The sequence below is a fragment of the Streptomyces sp. NPDC059895 genome (assembly GCF_042731035.1).
Classification (GTDB): Bacteria; Actinomycetota; Actinomycetes; order Streptomycetales; family Streptomycetaceae; genus Streptomyces.
Genome location: NZ_JBHWKO010000007.1, coordinates 105,900 through 121,903, shown reverse-complemented (window position 1 = coordinate 121,903; position 16,004 = coordinate 105,900). Strand labels below are relative to the sequence as shown.

Sequence of the window (16,004 nt, the reverse complement as noted above, 5' to 3'; positions counted from 1 at the left end):
GGGCAGTGGGCAGTGAGCCGGGGAAGGCGGTGTGCGGGAGGTGGCGCGTGCCTGGACTCAGGGAGCGGAGGCGAGGGGTACTGCCCTTGCCCGTTCCAGGAGTTCGAGGTACGTGGGGCCGTCGAAGTCGCCGGCCAGTGGGGCGCTCACGGCCGCGGCGGAGAGGGCGACGGCTTCGCGGAGCCGGTCCTGCCACGGGGTGCCCCGAGCCAGTCCGGCGCTGAGGGCGGCCACGGCCGCGTCTCCGGCTCCGGTGGGGTTGCCGGTCATGCGCCGGGGCGGTCTGGCCGTCAGCTCCCCGTCCGGGGTCAGGGCGAGCATGCCGTCGGCGCCGAGGGAGACGACGACGGCCTCGGCCCCGGCCCGACACAGACTCCGGGCACCCGCCCGTACGTCCTCGGTACCGAGCGTGTCGCACAGTTCGCCGCGGTTGGGCTTGACCACGGCGGGTCGGGCGGCCAGCGCCGCGAGCAGCGCGGTTCCCGTGGTGTCCACGACCGCGGGCACGTTCTGCTGTCGTGCCAGCACCACGAGCTCGGCATAGCTGTCGTCGGGCAGGCCGGGAGGCAGGCTGCCCGAGAGCACGACCGCTCGGGAACGGCCGAGCAGTCGTCCGTAGACGGCTTTGAACTCGGCCCACTCCCGTGCTGTCACTGGCGGCCCGGCTTCCAGGAAGACACTGGCGTCGTCGGCCTCCTCCTCCACGACGGTGACGGTGTGCCGGGTCTCGCCGGCGATCGGCACGAGGGCGTCGGGCAGGCCGGAGGCCGACAGGTCCCGTCGTACGGCTTCACCGGCCGCTCCGCCGACGAGTCCGGTGACCGTCGTGGGGTGTCCGAGTGCCGTCAGGACGCGGGCCACGTTGATCCCCTTGCCGCCGGCCCTGCGCCGTACGGAGGCGAGCCGGTGGCTGGCACCGTGCCGAATCCGGTCGACGACGTAGGTCACGTCGACCGCGGTGTTGAGAGTGACCGTGGTGATCACATGACCACCTCCGTCCGGGCCGCGAAGGCGGTGACGTCCGCCTCCGCCTGACCGAGCGCCACAAGCGCCGCGCCCCGGCAGCCCGCCTGCGTCCCCGGTTGCGCGATCGCTGCCTCGGGCGGATGTGTGAAGGTCGGTCTGGCGGCCAGTGCGGAGCGCAGCGGATCGGTCAGGGCGGCGCCCGCGCGGGCCACACCGCCGCCCAGCGCGATCAGCCCCGGGTCGCACAGGACGGCGTACGCGGCCAGGCCGTCGGCCAGAGCCGCCACGGCGGTGTCCCAGACCCGCCGGGCGACGGGGCGACCCGCGGCGGCCAGGCGGCAGACCTGTTCAGCCGAGACGGCCGCGGCGTTCCTGTCCCGGAGCCTGACGGCGCGGTGGTGACGGCGCGCGAGGGCGGATGCCGAGGCCAGGCTCTCCGGACAGCCGCGGTTTCCGCAGCCGCAGCGGGGCCCTGTGCGGCGGACCACCAGGTGGCCCAGCTCGCCTGCCGCGTGGTGGCTTCCGGGCGACGCCCGGCCGGCCCGCACATGGGCGGCGGCGATGCCGGTGCGGAGAGCGACGAAGACGAAGTCGTCGCGGCCGCGGCCGGCGCCCAGCCGGCCCTCCGCGACAGCGCCGGCCCGCACGTCATGGCCGAGCACGACGGGAAGTCCGAGCCGCTCGCCGAGGAGGTCGCGCAGCGGCAGGTCGCGCCGGCCGAGGTGGGCGGAGTATGCCGCCACCCCGGCCGACTCGTCGACGAGACCGGGCACGACCACCCCGATGGCGAGAAGCGGCTGCCCGGTCCGTTCGCCGTTCTCGGCGACGAGGGCGGCCGCCGTGTCGGCGACGGCCTCCACCACGGCCTGCGGTCCGCGTTCCCGGTGCGTGGCCCGGCGGATGCTGTGCACGAGACTGCCGTCGGGCGCCACCAGCACGCCCTTGATGACGGTGCCGCCGAGGTCGATCCCGACCACGGGGCCGCGCGGCGGGCTGCTGCTTCTCATCGGGTTCTCGCTCTCCCGTCAGGCCAGTACGACGGAGCGGGTCAGGTTGCGCGGCCGGTCCGGATCCAGACCGGCCGCCTCGGCCACGGCCACGGCCAGGCGCTGCGCGCGGACGAGATCGGCGAGCGGATCGCGGGGGGAGTGGACCAGCCTGGCGCCGGTGTGCGCGATGTCCCGGGACAGGCCCGGTGGCACCGGGCCGAACACCCACACCACCCTCCCCGGCGCGGCGATGCTGATCGGCCCGTGCCGGTATTCCATCGCCGGGTAGCTCTCCGTCCAGGCACCGGCGGCTTCACGCATCTTCAGCGCGGCCTCCTCGGCCAGTCCGCAGGTCCAGCCACTGCCGAGGAACGTGAACTGCGCGGCGGAGACGGCCCGGGGGTCGAGGGGTTCCACGAGAGCCTGCTTCGCGTCCTCGACGGCACCGGTGAGGTCCTCCCCGAGGTGGGCACGGAGCAGGGCCAGAGCCGTGGTGGCGAACCGGGTCTGGACCACGGAGCGTTCGTCGGCGAAGGGAAGGGCGACGACGTGGTCGGCCGCCTGCCCCACCGGGGTGGCGTCGTCCCCCGTGATCGCGGTCGTCACCGAGTCGCCGCGTACCCGGGCGAGCAGATCGAGCACCTCCGTGGTGGTGCCCGAGCGGGTCAGCGCGACGACGCGGTCGTAGTGGCGGCCGGGCGGGAACTCTGAGGCGGCGAAGGCGTCGGTACGGCCCTCCCCGGCCGACTCGCGGAGTGCGGCGTAGGACTGGGCCATGAACCACGAGGTTCCGCAGCCGACGACCGCGACGTCCTCGCCTGGTCGCGGCAGCGCCCCGCCGTGTTCCTCGACGGCATCGGCGGCGCGCAGCCAGCACGACGGCTGCGTGGTGATCTCTTCCTGGGTGAAGGACATGAGGTGCCTCTCTGGTCGGTGCTCAGGGGGTGGTGCGGGGGAGGAGGGGGACAGCCCCGCTCCAGCAGACCGGCGGTGTGCCGGAGTGCCTCCGGGAGTCCGGGCGCACCGGGGAACCAGTGCTTCTCCCACTCCAGGCAGAGCCAGCCGCGACATCCGACGGTGGCGAGTGCTGCGGGCGCCTCCTGAAGCGGAACGGTCCCCTTGCCCGGAAGGACGGGACTCAGGTCGTCGCGGGTGGCGACGTCCTTGATCTGAACGTGGTGCAGCCAGGGAGCCAGGACCCTGGCCGACTCCGCACAGCTATCTCCGGCGCGCCAGGTGTGCAGCACGTCCCGGACGGCACCCACGGCGGCGTGATCGGCGGCCGCGAGGACGCGCTCGACGGCGGCGGCACGGCCGACACCCCGGGCAGGGACCGCGTGGTCGTCTACGACGAGTACGGCCCGGTCCGGATGATCCGCACCCGGGGCTGGAAGAAGCGCACACCGGTGGCCCCCGGCACCCTCGCCACCGCTTTCGAGCCGCCGCCGGACGCGTGAGCGCCGGACCGGGAGCCGGTCTTCCCGCGGCAACGGGAGAGGCAGTCGCCGAAGTCCACCGGGCGGGGGCCCGCTCCGGTACGAGGCCCCGCACGACAGGCCGACGACCTCCCTTGGCCACCACCTGCCGGCACGGCCGAGCAGGAGCCCGTCGACATGCCGCATCGCGCCGACCGGCCGCCGCCACGTCATGTCGATCAGACCAGCACGGCACTGTGGGTATGACCATGAGAGGCCGCGACGTCGATGGTGAGCGTCGGCCGCCGGCCCGTGGTGACGGTGACCGTGTCGTCCGCGGTCTTGACCGCACGTACGGTCCAGGGAAGTTCCAGCGTGAGCGTGGTGGCCGTCCGGCCGGGGTCGGCGACGGCGATCACGGTCTCCTGTCCCCGGCGCCGGACCAGCACGGTGCCGGGACCGTCCAGCGCGATCCCGGCGACGGCGCCCGCCTGCCAGAGGTGCGCGGCGTACAGACCCTCGCGGCGCGCCCGTACCGCCTGCACCTCGCCGGTGTTGGCGAGGACCTCGACCGGGTGCGAGCGGCTCCAGGCCGCGGTCCGGGCGGCGCTGAACCCGGGAAGCAGCACATACGCGTAGCCGGCCCCGGCCGGCGACACCCCGTGGTCGAACCAGAGCGTGACATAACGGCGGGTGACGCTGTCGGCGCTGCCGGCGGTGTCAGCGCCGGTGTTGATCGACAGCCAATTGCCGGTACGTTCCTCGCGCAGCGCCCGCAGCGACGAACCACCGGGCAGGACATAGCCGCCGACGCCTTCCAGGTGTGCCCAGCGGGCCTCGGTGAACTCGTACGACCAGCCGGACTCCGTGGGCTGGACCGCGCCGTCCACGGTGAGCCGGTGCCTTCCCTCCGCGTGCAGGTTGCGGTTCTCCATGACGGTCTCGATGGTGCGCCCGTCCGTGGCCGTGATGCCCGCGCCGAGCGCCACCACGGCGTCGTCCAGGCAGAACCACGCCTTCTTCGCACGCAGCGAACTCCCCTGCGCGACCAGTTCCATGGCCGCCGCACCGTAACGGCCGCCCAGTGCGGCGCCACCGGCCACGGAGTTGGCGGGCCGGTGGGTACTGGTGCCGTCGGCGGTGCCGGCGTCGAGGCGGGGGCGGGTGTCCACGGTGGTGCCGGGGAGCCGGTAGGGGTCCACCGTCGGCCAGAACCCGTCCGAGAACGCGGTGCGGTCGTCGTTATAGAGGTATGCCATCCCGTCGCCGGTGTACCAGCCGTGCAGGTTCTCCCCATTGCCCGCCTCGTAGGCCGCGATCCGCTTCGACGACAGGCTCAGGGGCAGCGGGAGCAGCAGGGCGCCGACGCCGGCCGTGAGGAGGGTGCGTCTGCGTGGGGTGAGGTGCATGGCGGGGCTCCTGTTCCCTCGGAGATTGCCTCGGAGATTGCCTCGGACGTTCCCTCGGTTCGACGTTCCTGGTGGGTGCCCTGCGGCGGGCGGGTGCCGACGTGAGGGACGGAGAACGACGGAGAAGGACGGAGAACGGATCGCAGGGCGCCGGGCCGGGCGTGCGATCTGTTCGTGCCGGGTGCGGGCCGGACCGGTCCTCACCCGCTCGCGTTCCGTGCGGTGCGTGGGGTGGGTACCGGTCCGGCGGGTGTCGTGCCGGGGGTCAGCTCGACGAGTCGGACACGTACGAGTTGCCCGTGACCGTGACCTGCCGCCCCGCGCTGGTCTCGGTCGACGTGGTGCTCAGGCAGCTTCCCGAGGACGGGTCGGTGACCGTGGGCAGGGTGCCGGTGTAGGTCACCCCGTCCTGGGTGGCCGTGGGCGTGCCGTAGGTCACGGTGACCCGCTGGGAGCAGCCGGCGGTGAGGTAGGGCTCGATGAAGCCGGAGTCGGACACCTTGAACAGACCGGCCGAGCTGGGGAGACTGAAGCTGCCGATGTGGGCCACCGTGGTGTCGGTGGTGGTGTCGACCACGTCGCCGCTCAGCAGTTCGGTCGTGCCGTTGTCGCTCACCCGCTGCAGCACTATCGCGTACATCGTGCCCTTGGTGTACGCGAACCGGACCGCACAGCTGACGCCGGCTCCGCCGTCGGCGCCGAGCGTGCAGTTGCTGTCGGTGGTGGTGGCGTTGGCGTTGAAGGAGCTGAAGACGGCCTGGAGGTTGGGGTCGCCGTCCGAGTCGACGGGCTTGGGCTGGAAGCCCGCGTAGGGGCGGGTGCCGCTCTCCATGGTGGTGTAGTAGGCGAAGTAGATCCCGGACGCGTCGGGTGCGGACTCGAACGACATCGGGAGCGTCAACTGGCTGACCGGGCTGGGAGCGCCGCTGGACCACTTGATGGTGGGGGTCGAGGCCCAGCTCTCTCCGGCCACGGCCACCGTCAGCAGGGCGGCGGCTCCGAGGGAGACGGCTGCTCGTGCCAGACGCCGTTTTCTCTTCTCACGCGTCATCAGGGGTGTCCTTCCTGTTCGTTGGGACTGCTCGCCGTGGGGACGAACGCGCCGGCGTCCTCGGGACGGCCCTCGCCGCCCGGGACGGCGCTGTTCGGTTCGGTCTTCTCTCCGTGCCCGACCGCCCTGTCCGCGGTCGGGCCGGCCGCACCGGGCAGGGCCGTGGGGCTGCCGCGGTCACCCGGTCTGGCCGCGTGCGAAGTAGGCGGCCAGCTCCGGAGCGAGCGGGGCCACCTCGCGCGGGGAGCCGCCGTCGCGCAGCGACTCCGTGGCGCGCACACCGGTCGCCACCGACATCCGTGCCGCGACCGGTGAGGTGTCCGTGCGGCCGCCCTCACGGGCGAACCGGACGAACTCGTCCACCAGCAGCGGATCGGCGCCGCCGTGGCCGGCGTTGTCCTGGACGGCGGGCACCGGATACTCGGCGTCGCCCCGCTCCCGATGGGTGGAGCGGCGCGTGTTCCACACCCGGACGACCGCTCCGGGGCCGTCGCCGAAGTTCTCCAGACGGCCGGCGTCCCCGATGACGGTGTAGTTCCGCCAGTAGTCGGGGGTGAAGTGGCACTGCTGGTACGTGGCCAGGACCCCGTTGTCCAGCCGCATGTTGACGAGGGAGACGTCCTCCACGTCGATGACGGGGTTGAGGCCGCGCTGGGTGGCGGGCGGCCAGTGGCCGTCCCTGGTGTACCAGTCCTCGGGTTTGGGTTCACCGGGGGCACGGCGGTGCGGAATCCCGCCGTAGACCATGAGGTCTCCGAGCGCCTGCACCTGGCGGGTGTAGCCGTGTGCGAGCCAGTGCACGACGTCGATGTCGTGCGCGGCCTTCTGCAGCAGCAGTCCCGTCGTGAACCGGCGCTCGGCGTGCCAGTCCTTGAAGTACCAGTCGCCCCCGTAACCGACGAAGTGGCGCACCCAGACGGTCTTGACCTCGCCGATCTCGCCCCGCTCGATGATGTCGCGCATCAGCCGGACCACCGGCATATGGCGCATGTTGTGCCCCACGTAGAGGCGGGTGCCGGTGTCCCGGGCCGTGCGCAGGATCTCGTCGCAGCGCTCGACACTGATGTCGAGGGGCTTTTCCACGAAGACCGGTTTGCCGGCCTTCAGGGCCGCGCAGGCCAGATCGGCATGGGTGTGGTCCGGGGTGAGGACGAGGACGGCGTCGACGTCGTCGGCCTCGGTCACCGCACGCTGATCGGTGGACATCCGCGCGTCGGGGAAGTCCCCGGCCGCCCGGGCGCGCGCCCGGGGGTCCTGGTCGGCGACGGCCACGACACGCGAGCCCTCTCCGGGCCGGTGGGCCGTACGGGCCAGTGTCCCGCGCAGTCCGTAGCCGAGAACGCCGAGCCGGAGATCGGTCATGGTCACTCCTTCGCTGAAGAGGCGTGCGAAAGACACGGGTTCCGGGGCCGCGGGGCCCCGGTGTCCGGGGCGTCAGGGGTGGACGAGGACCTGGGCGAGGCCGACGGCGCCGGTACCCGTCCGCTGGATCCGCACGTAGCGGGCGTCCGTGTCGACGTCGAGGACGGTGGGCCGCAGTGCCTTGCCGGTGACGTGCACGGTGACGGCGTCGGTGAAGTCGGCGGTCCCGGCCAGCTGGACGTCGAAGTCGGCGGTGCTCATGGCGGCGCTGTTCCAGACCTCGATCCGGCCGATGTGCCGGGAGCCGCCGAGATCGTCCTGCCACCAGGCGCCGGCTTCGGAGAGGGTGGCGCTGTCGGTGGTGGTGTCCCCGTCGACGGCGCGACCGGCGCCGGCGGTGCCGCTGGTGGAGGACTGGGTGACCGTGCCGGTGCGGGCCAGGTCGGGGCGGAGCGGCTCCACCTCTCCGTGTCCCTCGGCGCCCGCCTGCCGTGCGGTCCTCAGGGCGGCCGCGGGCAGTCGGTCGAGACCGGTCTCGTTGTCCGTCATGGTCGAGCCGGTGCCGGCCAGGGCGGGGGCGGCGGTGTCGGTCCAGTTGCCGGTGGCCTGGTTGTCGATGCCGTAGTCCGCCCAGTTGGACACCCACTTGTAGCCGACGCGGGTGATTACGTTGCCCGTGACGGTGATGTGGCTGGACTGTTCGTCCAGGTAGATGCCGTTGCCGTCGCGTTCGGTGTTCCCGTACGCGCTGCGGTTGAGGTAGTTGCCGGAGATGACGGTGCCGGGCTGGGAGCCCTGGGTGTAGATGGCGCCGCCGTCGTGCTGCTCCGCGTCGACGCGCATGACGTCGGTGATGCGGTTGTTGCTGATCTTGTTGTCGCGCAGGACCGATTCCCGGGCTTCCGGCTGGTTCCAGCCCCAGCCGACCGAGATACCGGAGTACGGAAGGTCGTCCAGGGTGTTGTGGTCGACGGTGAGTCCGGCTTCGTAGCCCGCCCAGATGCCGACGGAGTCGGTGAACTCCACACCGGTGCCGCGGATCGTGTTGTGGGCCACCGTGTTGCGCTCACCGGCGAGTGCGGCGGCCGGCTGGGGGTCGGTGTCGCCCACGTAGAGGGCACCGGAGGACAGGTCGGTGAAGGTGGAGTGGGTGACGCTGGAGTCCTGGGTGCCGGATTCGAGGACGGCTCCGGCGCCGCCGAGGCGGGTGAAGTCCACGTCGTCGACCACGACCCGCCGGCCGCCGCGTACGGTGAGCGCCGCGGCCGGCTTGGTGTAGTACCGGCCCGCGTGGTCGACGGGCCCGGTCGTGCCGGTGAGGGTCAGGCCGGCCTGGGTGCCGGCGTAGCCCTCGTCGGTGGACGGCTGCTGCCAGGCGGCGTACTGGAGGGAGACGCCCTCGATACGGACGTCGTGCGCGCCGTCCAGGACCAGCAGGTTCTCGACGGCCGGGGTGACGGCCCGCGCCCGGCGCATGTCCTGCCCCGCACGCGGCAGGTAGGTGAGCGTACGGGCGTCCGAGTCCCACACGAACTCACCCGGCTCGTCCAGGAGTTCCGCGGCGTTCTCGAAGTAGGCCACCTTGGCGTAGCGGCTGGAGTCGACGGTCGTGGTGTCCCAGGCCGGCCCGGTGCGGCCGGTTCCGGAGGACGAGTTGGTCCAGCAGGGCTGGGCGAAGGTCATCAGGTCACCGCTGACCGAGGCGATCCGGCAGTGGTAGTCGCGCCAGCGGACCTTGATGACGGCCTCGGCGTCGGTGGGCCGCGCCCAGCCGGCGATGCCGGTGCTCACGGCGCCTGTCATGCCGGTGGCGGTGGCGTCGCAGACCGAGGCGGCGCAGGAGTCGCCGCGGGCCCGGACGGCCCGTACGCCGTTCACGAAGAGCTGGCGCGGGGTGACGCCGTCGGGCACCGTCGCGGTCCAGGTCCCGCCGGCGCCCGGCCGCCAGCCGCGCACGGTGCGGCCGCCGGACAGGACGGGGGCGGCGCCGGGGGCCGCGGTCCAGGTGACGGTGTGTCCGTCCTGGCCGGAGTCGGCCTCACCGAGTTCCAGGGGCTCGGTCAACGCGTAGGTGCCGCCCGACAGTTCGACGCGGATGTCGCGCCCCTCGGTCTTCCGCGCGGTGTCCCGGGCGGTCGTCAGGGAACAGGGCCGGGCCTCGGAACAGGCGGAGCCCGCGCCATCCGGTGCCGCGTGCAGGGTCCTGGCCGGGACGTCGCCCGCGGCGACGGCGGTGGGTGCGGCGGCCGACGGAGCCGCGAGAGCGGTGGCGGCCGCGAGGGCCAGCATCACTTGGCGAAACGTGTGCATGGGGGCGCTCAACTCCAGTCCGGGTGGCCGGGTATGGACGGGTTGTCCGCGGCGAACAGCCAGTCCTCCAGGAAGGGGCGCAGCGAGGAGTCGTGGGTGACCTGGACCGCGTTGTCGATGAAGTCCTGGGTGTCGGCGTTGGAGTCGCGGTGCCTGATCAGCCAGGACTTGATGATCGCGTCGAACTTCTCCTGGCCGACCCGCTCGTGCAGGGCGTAGAGGACGACCGCGGCTCCGTCGTAGATGTTGAACCCGCCGAGTTCGGTGGGCAGTCCGGGGGGACCGTCGCTCTTGCGTACGGCGTCCAGCTTCGTGTACGCCGTGTGCATCTTCTCCTCAAGCGTGGTGCCGCCCTGCTGCTCCGCCCACACGGCCGCGTAGTAGACGGCCGGTCCCTCGTTGAGCCAGGCGCTCTGCCAGGTGGTGGGCGTCACCGAGTCGCCGAACCACTGGTGGGTCAGCTCGTGGATCATGACGTTGGTGTACGTCGTGGACGTGGCCGAGTCGGCGAACCAGTTCGGGCCGAACAGGGAGAGGGTCTGGTTCTCCAGGGCGTCGCTGTATCCGTCCCGGACGATCTGCACCCCGTAGGTGTCGAAGGGGAAGCGGACGCCGAGGGTGTCCTCCAGCCAGGCGATCTGCTCACCGGTCCGCTCCACGATCGGCCGGTAGCGCTCGACCTGGTCGTCGGGGACGTAGCTGCGCAGCCTGACGCCGCGCGCCTTGCCGGTGATCCGTGTCTGCCGGCCGACGGAGATGCCGAGGAGTTCGGGCGCCATGGGTGAGTCCAGCCGGAAGTCCCAGGTCGTCCTCGCGTCGCTCGCGGGGTGGGTGCCGGTGGCGACGCCGTTCGCGGCGGGCGTCCAGCCGTCGGGGGCGGTGAGGTGGAAGGACCAGGTGGCCTTGTCCATGGTGGTGTCGTTCACGGGGGCGAAGGTGTCGGCCCGGGAGGCCTGCGCCGCGGACACGAAGCCGCCGTCGCTCATGTAGCGCCAGCCCACGGCGCCGACCGGCTTGGTCCTGCCGTTGCCGTGGTAGGTGATGACGGTCTTGAACAGCCGGCGGTCGTGCAGGCCGTCGCCGGCCGGGGTGACGGTCAGTTCCTGACCGCTCTGGCCCTTCGAGATCGCCCAGGTGGCGGCCTTGCCGTTGACCGTGACCTGGTCGATGGCGTACGAGTCGATGTCCAGGTTGAAGGACGACAGGTCCTGGGTGGCCTTCGCGGTGATGGTCATGGTCCCGGTGAAGTCGTAGGTCACCGGGGTGAAGTCGAAGGCCAGGTCGTAGTGCTGGACGTCGTAGCCGCCGTTGCCCAGCGTCGGGAACAGCGGGTCGCCCGCTCCCGCCGCTCCGGGCTGGGGGTCGAAGGCCACTGCCTGTGCGGGGAGGGTGAGGGCCACGGTGGCGGCGACGGCCGTGATGGCGGTGCTCAGCAGTCTGGTCACGCGTCGGATCCCTTCTGAGCGGCTTCCTCGAACTCGCTGCGGGACTGCTCGCCGCCCTTGGCCAGGTATTCCTTGACGAGGTCGTCATAGGTCTTCATGGACTTGCGGCCGGTGACGATGTCCTTGATCCAGTCGCCCTTGAGGGTGAGGAGGCTGCCGAACCCCTTGGATTCCCAGGTGGGCGAGGAGTAACTGGCCGTCGGGTCGGCGACGAGCTTGGGGATGATCTTCTGGTAGGCCTCGTGCAGGTACTTGACGCCCTCGGGGTGCGCGGCGGAGTACAGCGCGGGGGTGGCCGAGGCCAGGAACTTCCAGGGGACGGCGACGTCCTGGGCACCCTGGTCGGTGAGTACCGGTTCGCCCTTGGCGTTCCGGGTGAAGTCGGTCCCCTCCACGCCGTAGTTGATGAGGGTGTACTCCTGCGTTCCGAACGGTGCCGCGGCCCAGTCCGCGAGCCGCAGGATCTCCTTGACCCGGGAGTCGTCCGCCTTCTTGATGAAACACTCGCTCAGCGTCGCGTTGTTGTTCCAGGTCACCGCGGACTTGCCGAACGGGATCATCGGACGCACGTCGTAGGAGGGGTCGATGGCGGCCATCGCGTCCAGGTAGCCGGTGCCCGGGGTGAGGTAGGAGGGCCAGCCGTCGTAGACGTAGGCGGCCCGTCCGTTCTTGAACAGGTCGGTGTACTGGGCCTTCTGCGCCCCCGACATCTGGACGGTGCCCGGGTAGAAGCACCCCGCCGCGTACAGCTTGGCCGCCATCGCGACGGCCTCGCGGTAGTCGTCGGTCTCCAGGTCGAGCGTGAAGGTGCCCTTGGCGGAGTCCATCTTCCAGTAGCAGGGCGCGCCGTAGGACATGGCGAGCAGGATGGTGATGTCGGCGGAGATCGCGTATTGCTTCTCTTTGGGCCTGGTCAGCTCCTTGCACAGTTCGAAGAAGCGGTCCGCGTCGGTGATCTCGTCGAGGCTGTCCACCCCGGCCTTGGCGAACAGGTCGTGGCGGTAGTAGCCCGTTCCCCCGCTGCCGGCGCGGGCGATGGGGATGCCGTACAGCTTGTCCCCGTAGATCGCCTGCTGCCAGGCGGTGGCCGGGATCGCCGCCAGGTTCGGGTAGTCCTTGACCTTGTCGCCGGAGAGGAAGGGGGTGAGGTCGGCGCACTTCGCGGCGAGGAACGAGGCCTTGTGCGCCACGCCGCCGGTCTCGGGGTACATGAAGATGTCGGTGAGGCTGTCGCTGGCCACCATGGTGGCGAACTTGGTCGGCCAGTCGTCGGTGCCGACGGCCTGGACATCGACCTGCGTTCCGAGCCGCTCCTCGATCGCTCGCCAGGCCGCGTTCTCGCCCCGGGCCGGCGCGGGCGGGGAGAAGGTCTCCATGGACGCGCTGATCTTCTTCGCGCCCTTCAGGGGAGTCCCCTTGACGGAGCGGACGGGATCGGCCGGATAGTGGACGAAGCCCTGGGGGACGCCCTGCGCGGTGCCCGGGTATGCGGGCTTGACGCCGAGGTCGGTCACTGTCGTGGCCGGCAGCAGCGAACGGCTCTTCGCCGTGGCCTTCTCGGCCGTGGTCCCGCTCTGGCACGCGGTGAGCAGGGGACCCGTCGTGGCCGCGAGGCTCACGCCGGCGCCGATACGGAAGAGGGTTCTGCGGCTGATCCGGGTGTCGTCGGTACTTCTGGGCATGCGGGATCTCCTGAGGTCGGGCGCGGTGGGACGGCTTGCCGGGCGGCGCCGTGGGACGGCGGCGGGTTCAGCCCTTGACGGCGCCGGTGAGCACGCCCTTGGTGAAGTAGCGCTGGAGGAAGGGGTAGACGCACAGGATCGGAACGACGGCGACGACGAGCACCGCCATCTGCACCGACTGCTGAGGAGCCACGGACTCGCCGGCGACGGCGCTGTCCAGGCCCTGCCCCTGCAGGACGAAGGTGCGCAGCACCATGGGCAGCGGCCACTTGTCGCTGTCGCCGAGGTAGAGCATCGCGTTGAAGAAGGCGTTCCAGTAGGTGACCGCGTAGAAGAGGCTGATGACCGCGATGACGGCCTTGGACAGCGGCAGCACGATCCGGACGAGGGTGCGGAAGTCGCCCGCGCCGTCCACCTTGGCGGCGTCGTACAGTTCCTCGGGCAGGTTCATGAAGAAGCCGCGCAGCACCACGAGGTTGAAGGCGCTGACGAGGGTGGGCACCACCAGCGCCGCGAACGTGTTGTACAGGCCGAGTTCGTTGACGAGCAGGAAGTTCGGGATGACTCCGGGGTTGAACAGCATCGTGAACAGCGCGGTCATCAGGATGAAGCGGGAGCCGACCACGTCCCGCCGGGACAGGCCGTAGGCCATGCCGATGGTGACCAGGAGCGCCAGGGCCGTCCCGATGACGGTGACGCAGACGCTGACCAGCAGAGCCCGGGTGACGACACCGCCGGTGAAGATGGTCCGGTAGGCCTCCAGCGTGGGGTGCTCCGGCCAGAGCACCAGGCCGCTGGACCTGATGATGTCGCTCTGCGAGGCGAAGCTGGTGCCGATCACCCCGAGCAGCGGGTAGACGACGGCGGCCACCACGAGTGTCAGGGTCACTCCTTTGGCAGCCCGGCCCAGGCGGGTCGGCGGCTCCAGCCACGGCGGGCGGCCGGCCGGGCGGAGGTGACGGTCAGCGGTCTGCGCCACGGTAGATCCCTTCATGGCCGAAGACGTGGGCGAGTTTGTTGGCGCCCAGCACCAGGACGGTCCCGATGGCCGCCTTCACGAGTCCGACCGCGGCGGACACCCCCCAGGAGCCGTCCTTGATGCCGTGGAAGTAGACGTAGGTGTCGAGGATCTCACCCGCACCGGGGCCGACCGCGTCCCGCTGGAGCAGGATCTGCTCGAAGCCCACCGAGAGGATCTGCCCGAGGTTGAGGATCAGCAGCAGGACGATGACCGGTGCGATGCCGGGGAGGGTGACGTGCCACAGGCGGCGGAACCGGGCCGCGCCGTCGATCGCCGACGCCTCGTACAGCGATTTGTCGATGTTGAGCAGGGCGGCAAGGATGATGATCGTGCCCCAGCCGGAGTCCTTCCAGGCCAGCTCCAGGGTGAGCAGCCAGGGAAAGGCGTCCGGATCGCTCATCATGTCGTAGCGGGGCAGACCGACCGAGTCCAGCAGGTCGGGGAGGACGCCGGCGCCGCCCAGGATCTGCTGGAAGATCGAGACGATGATCACCCAGCCGATGAAGTGCGGCAGGTAGACCACGCTCTGCACGAAGCGGCGCAGTCGGTCGCTGGTCACGCTGTTGAGCAGCAGGGCCAGCCCGATCGGCACCGGGAAGAAGAAGACGAGTTCGACGAGGGCGATGGTCAGGGTGTTGCCGACGGCGGACCAGAAGTCGGGCTCGCCGAACGCCGTGGCGAAGTTGCTCAGGCCCACCCAGGCGCTGTTCGCGTACCCCAGATACGGCTGGTAGTCCTGGAAGGCGGTGACATAGCCGAGCAGCGGTACGTAGTGGAAGACGAGGAAGTAGAGCAGACCGGGCAGGCAGAACAGCAGCATCACCTTGTCGCGCCTGACGCGCTGCCAGACGGTGAGTTTTCTGCGAAGAACCGCGGGCGGTGTCGCCCCTTCGGCATTCTGCCGCCGGCCCCTGAGGGGCAGGGAAGATGCTGTGTCAGCCATGGAGGAGTCCTGTTCGGCTGGTGGCGCGTATGGGCTTCTGCCGCCCGAAAAGTAGTAAGCGGTTAACTACGGCGTCAAGAGATCGCCACGAAACATCTGTGTTAAGCACTTGCTTCAACTTGCCTTGATCTCGCCGGAGTTTGGCCCAAGCAGGGACTTCTCTCTCCGCTCGGATCGGAGTCGCTTGACGCTTTGTCCTCGAAATCCCTACGGTTCGCGGTAACTTGTAGTACACGCTTACCATTCGGAGGTACCATGCGGGACACTGCCGAGACGCCAGCGGAACCCGGTGCCAGGGCCGTCGGCACGGCCGCCGACCGGACGGCCGCCCACCGTCCGCGCACGGTTCTCGCCATGGACCCCGCACTGGTCGACGACGTCTTCCCGCCGCCCGCGAGGGCCCGGCTGGCCGAGGTCGCCGACGTGTGGCACGCCGGTGTCATCCAGGAGTTCCGCAGTCCGGGAGCGCTTGCCGCACTCGCCGCGTGCGAGGTGCTGCTGACCGGCTGGGGCTGCCCGCCCGTCGACGAGGAGACGCTCGACCGCTCCCCCGGGCTCGGTGCGGTGATCCACTCGGCCGGCACGGTCAAGACGTTCCTCAGCGAGTCGGCCTACGAGCGCGGGATCGTCGTCTCGTCGGCCGCGGCGGCCAACGCCGTGCCGGTCGCCGAGTTCACCTTCGCCGCGATCGTCATGGGTGCCAAGCGGGCCTTTCCGCTGGCCCGGCTCTTCGCCGCCCGACGCTCCCACCGCACCGCCGCCGACCTCGCCGGACACCACTGGCTCGGCACCCACCGGATCACCGTGGGTGTGGTGGGCGCCTCCCGGATCGGCCGCCGGGTGCTCGAACTGCTGCGCTCCCTCGATGCCGAGGTGCTGTTGTACGACCCGTACGTCAGCGCCGAGGAGGCGCGGGCGCTCGGCGCGACCGCCACCGACCTCGACACGCTCGTCGCCACCAGTGACGTGGTGACCCTGCACGCGCCGGAAACCCCCGAGACCCGCTGTCTGCTGGATGAGTGGCGCATCGGTCTGCTGCGTCCGGGCACCCTGGTCGTCAACACCGCGCGCGGCTCGCTGATCGACACCGAGGCGCTCACACCGCACCTGGTCAGCGGCCGGATCGACGCGGTTCTCGACGTGACGGACCCGGAACCGCTGCCGGTCCGGCATCCGCTGTGGGACCTGCCCAACGTGTTCCTCACCCCGCACCTGGCCGGGGCCCAGGGCAACGAGATGGGGCGGCTCGGCGCGCTGGCCGTCGAAGAACTCGCCCGCTACGCGAGCGGACTCCCCCTTCAGCACGCCGTACGTCTCTCGGACCTGGAACGGATCGCTTGACTCGCGCCCTGCCCCGAAGGGCGGGGTTTCCCTGGAGGAGACCAGATGACCGGACATCCGCCGCAGCCCA

General features: G+C 71.0%; 13 protein-coding genes and 1 pseudogene. 2 read left to right on the top strand and 12 right to left on the bottom strand.

Going from position 1 to position 16,004, the window contains the following annotated elements:
* Nucleotides 1-57: 57 nt before the first annotated feature.
* From ACFV9M_RS10935 to ACFV9M_RS10920, 4 genes and pseudogenes are all read right to left on the bottom strand, one after another.
* Nucleotides 58-984 (bottom strand): 1-phosphofructokinase family hexose kinase, encoded by a 927-nt coding sequence (locus ACFV9M_RS10935; protein WP_385062840.1) that lies wholly within the window; start codon nucleotides 982-984, stop codon nucleotides 58-60.
* On the bottom strand, nucleotides 981-1,973 hold the full coding sequence (locus tag ACFV9M_RS10930) for an ROK family protein (RefSeq protein ID WP_385062842.1): 993 nt from the start codon (nucleotides 1,971-1,973) through the stop codon (nucleotides 981-983). Before ACFV9M_RS10930 ends, ACFV9M_RS10935 begins: the two co-directional genes overlap by 4 nt.
* An 18-nt stretch (nucleotides 1,974-1,991) precedes the next feature.
* Nucleotides 1,992-2,870, bottom strand: a complete 879-nt coding sequence (locus tag ACFV9M_RS10925) for an SIS domain-containing protein (RefSeq protein WP_385062844.1) — start codon at nucleotides 2,868-2,870, stop codon at nucleotides 1,992-1,994.
* A 137-nt stretch (nucleotides 2,871-3,007) separates the two neighbouring features.
* Nucleotides 3,008-3,220: pseudogene (locus ACFV9M_RS10920) on the bottom strand (sugar phosphate isomerase/epimerase); the annotation flags it as partial.
* On the opposite strand from ACFV9M_RS10920, the gene ACFV9M_RS10915 reads away from it, so the two are divergent.
* On the top strand, nucleotides 3,194-3,412 hold the full coding sequence (locus ACFV9M_RS10915; RefSeq protein WP_385062914.1) for a hypothetical protein: 219 nt from the start codon (nucleotides 3,194-3,196) through the stop codon (nucleotides 3,410-3,412). The pseudogene ACFV9M_RS10920 and the gene ACFV9M_RS10915 sit on opposite strands and share 27 nt — an antisense overlap.
* A gap of 197 nt (nucleotides 3,413-3,609) precedes the next feature.
* Here ACFV9M_RS10915 and ACFV9M_RS10910 read toward each other — a convergent pair whose 3' ends face one another.
* From ACFV9M_RS10910 to ACFV9M_RS10875, 8 genes are all read right to left on the bottom strand, one after another.
* Entirely contained in the window at nucleotides 3,610-4,779 is a 1,170-nt protein-coding gene (locus ACFV9M_RS10910) for a polysaccharide lyase family 8 super-sandwich domain-containing protein (RefSeq protein ID WP_385062846.1), read from the bottom strand.
* A 265-nt stretch (nucleotides 4,780-5,044) separates the two neighbouring features.
* Nucleotides 5,045-5,830 carry a hypothetical protein gene (locus ACFV9M_RS10905; RefSeq protein WP_385062848.1) on the bottom strand — a complete coding sequence of 262 codons (786 nt, stop codon included), beginning with the start codon at nucleotides 5,828-5,830 and terminating at the stop codon, nucleotides 5,045-5,047.
* A 177-nt stretch (nucleotides 5,831-6,007) separates the two neighbouring features.
* Complete coding sequence (locus ACFV9M_RS10900; RefSeq protein WP_385062850.1) at nucleotides 6,008-7,192, bottom strand: Gfo/Idh/MocA family protein; 1,185 nt, start codon at nucleotides 7,190-7,192, stop codon at nucleotides 6,008-6,010.
* A gap of 72 nt (nucleotides 7,193-7,264) precedes the next feature.
* Nucleotides 7,265-9,502: a right-handed parallel beta-helix repeat-containing protein gene (locus ACFV9M_RS10895; protein WP_385062852.1), complete on the bottom strand. Its 2,238-nt coding sequence runs from the start codon at nucleotides 9,500-9,502 to the stop codon at nucleotides 7,265-7,267.
* An 8-nt stretch (nucleotides 9,503-9,510) separates the two neighbouring features.
* Nucleotides 9,511-10,947: a M1 family metallopeptidase gene (locus ACFV9M_RS10890; protein WP_385062854.1), complete on the bottom strand. Its 1,437-nt coding sequence runs from the start codon at nucleotides 10,945-10,947 to the stop codon at nucleotides 9,511-9,513.
* Nucleotides 10,944-12,629, bottom strand: coding sequence for a hypothetical protein (locus ACFV9M_RS10885; RefSeq protein ID WP_385062856.1), 1,686 nt, complete (start codon nucleotides 12,627-12,629; stop codon nucleotides 10,944-10,946). The genes ACFV9M_RS10890 and ACFV9M_RS10885 overlap by 4 nt, the downstream gene beginning before the upstream one ends.
* A gap of 67 nt (nucleotides 12,630-12,696) precedes the next feature.
* On the bottom strand, nucleotides 12,697-13,557 hold the full coding sequence (locus ACFV9M_RS10880) for a carbohydrate ABC transporter permease (protein ID WP_385062908.1): 861 nt from the start codon (nucleotides 13,555-13,557) through the stop codon (nucleotides 12,697-12,699).
* A 34-nt stretch (nucleotides 13,558-13,591) separates the two neighbouring features.
* Nucleotides 13,592-14,593, bottom strand: a complete 1,002-nt coding sequence (locus tag ACFV9M_RS10875) for an ABC transporter permease (RefSeq protein ID WP_385062858.1) — start codon at nucleotides 14,591-14,593, stop codon at nucleotides 13,592-13,594.
* Between the two features lie 354 nt (nucleotides 14,594-14,947).
* On the opposite strand from ACFV9M_RS10875, the gene ACFV9M_RS10870 reads away from it, so the two are divergent.
* Nucleotides 14,948-15,934 carry a hydroxyacid dehydrogenase gene (locus tag ACFV9M_RS10870; protein WP_385062910.1) on the top strand — a complete coding sequence of 329 codons (987 nt, stop codon included), beginning with the start codon at nucleotides 14,948-14,950 and terminating at the stop codon, nucleotides 15,932-15,934.
* The last annotated feature ends 70 nt before the right edge of the window (nucleotides 15,935-16,004 follow it).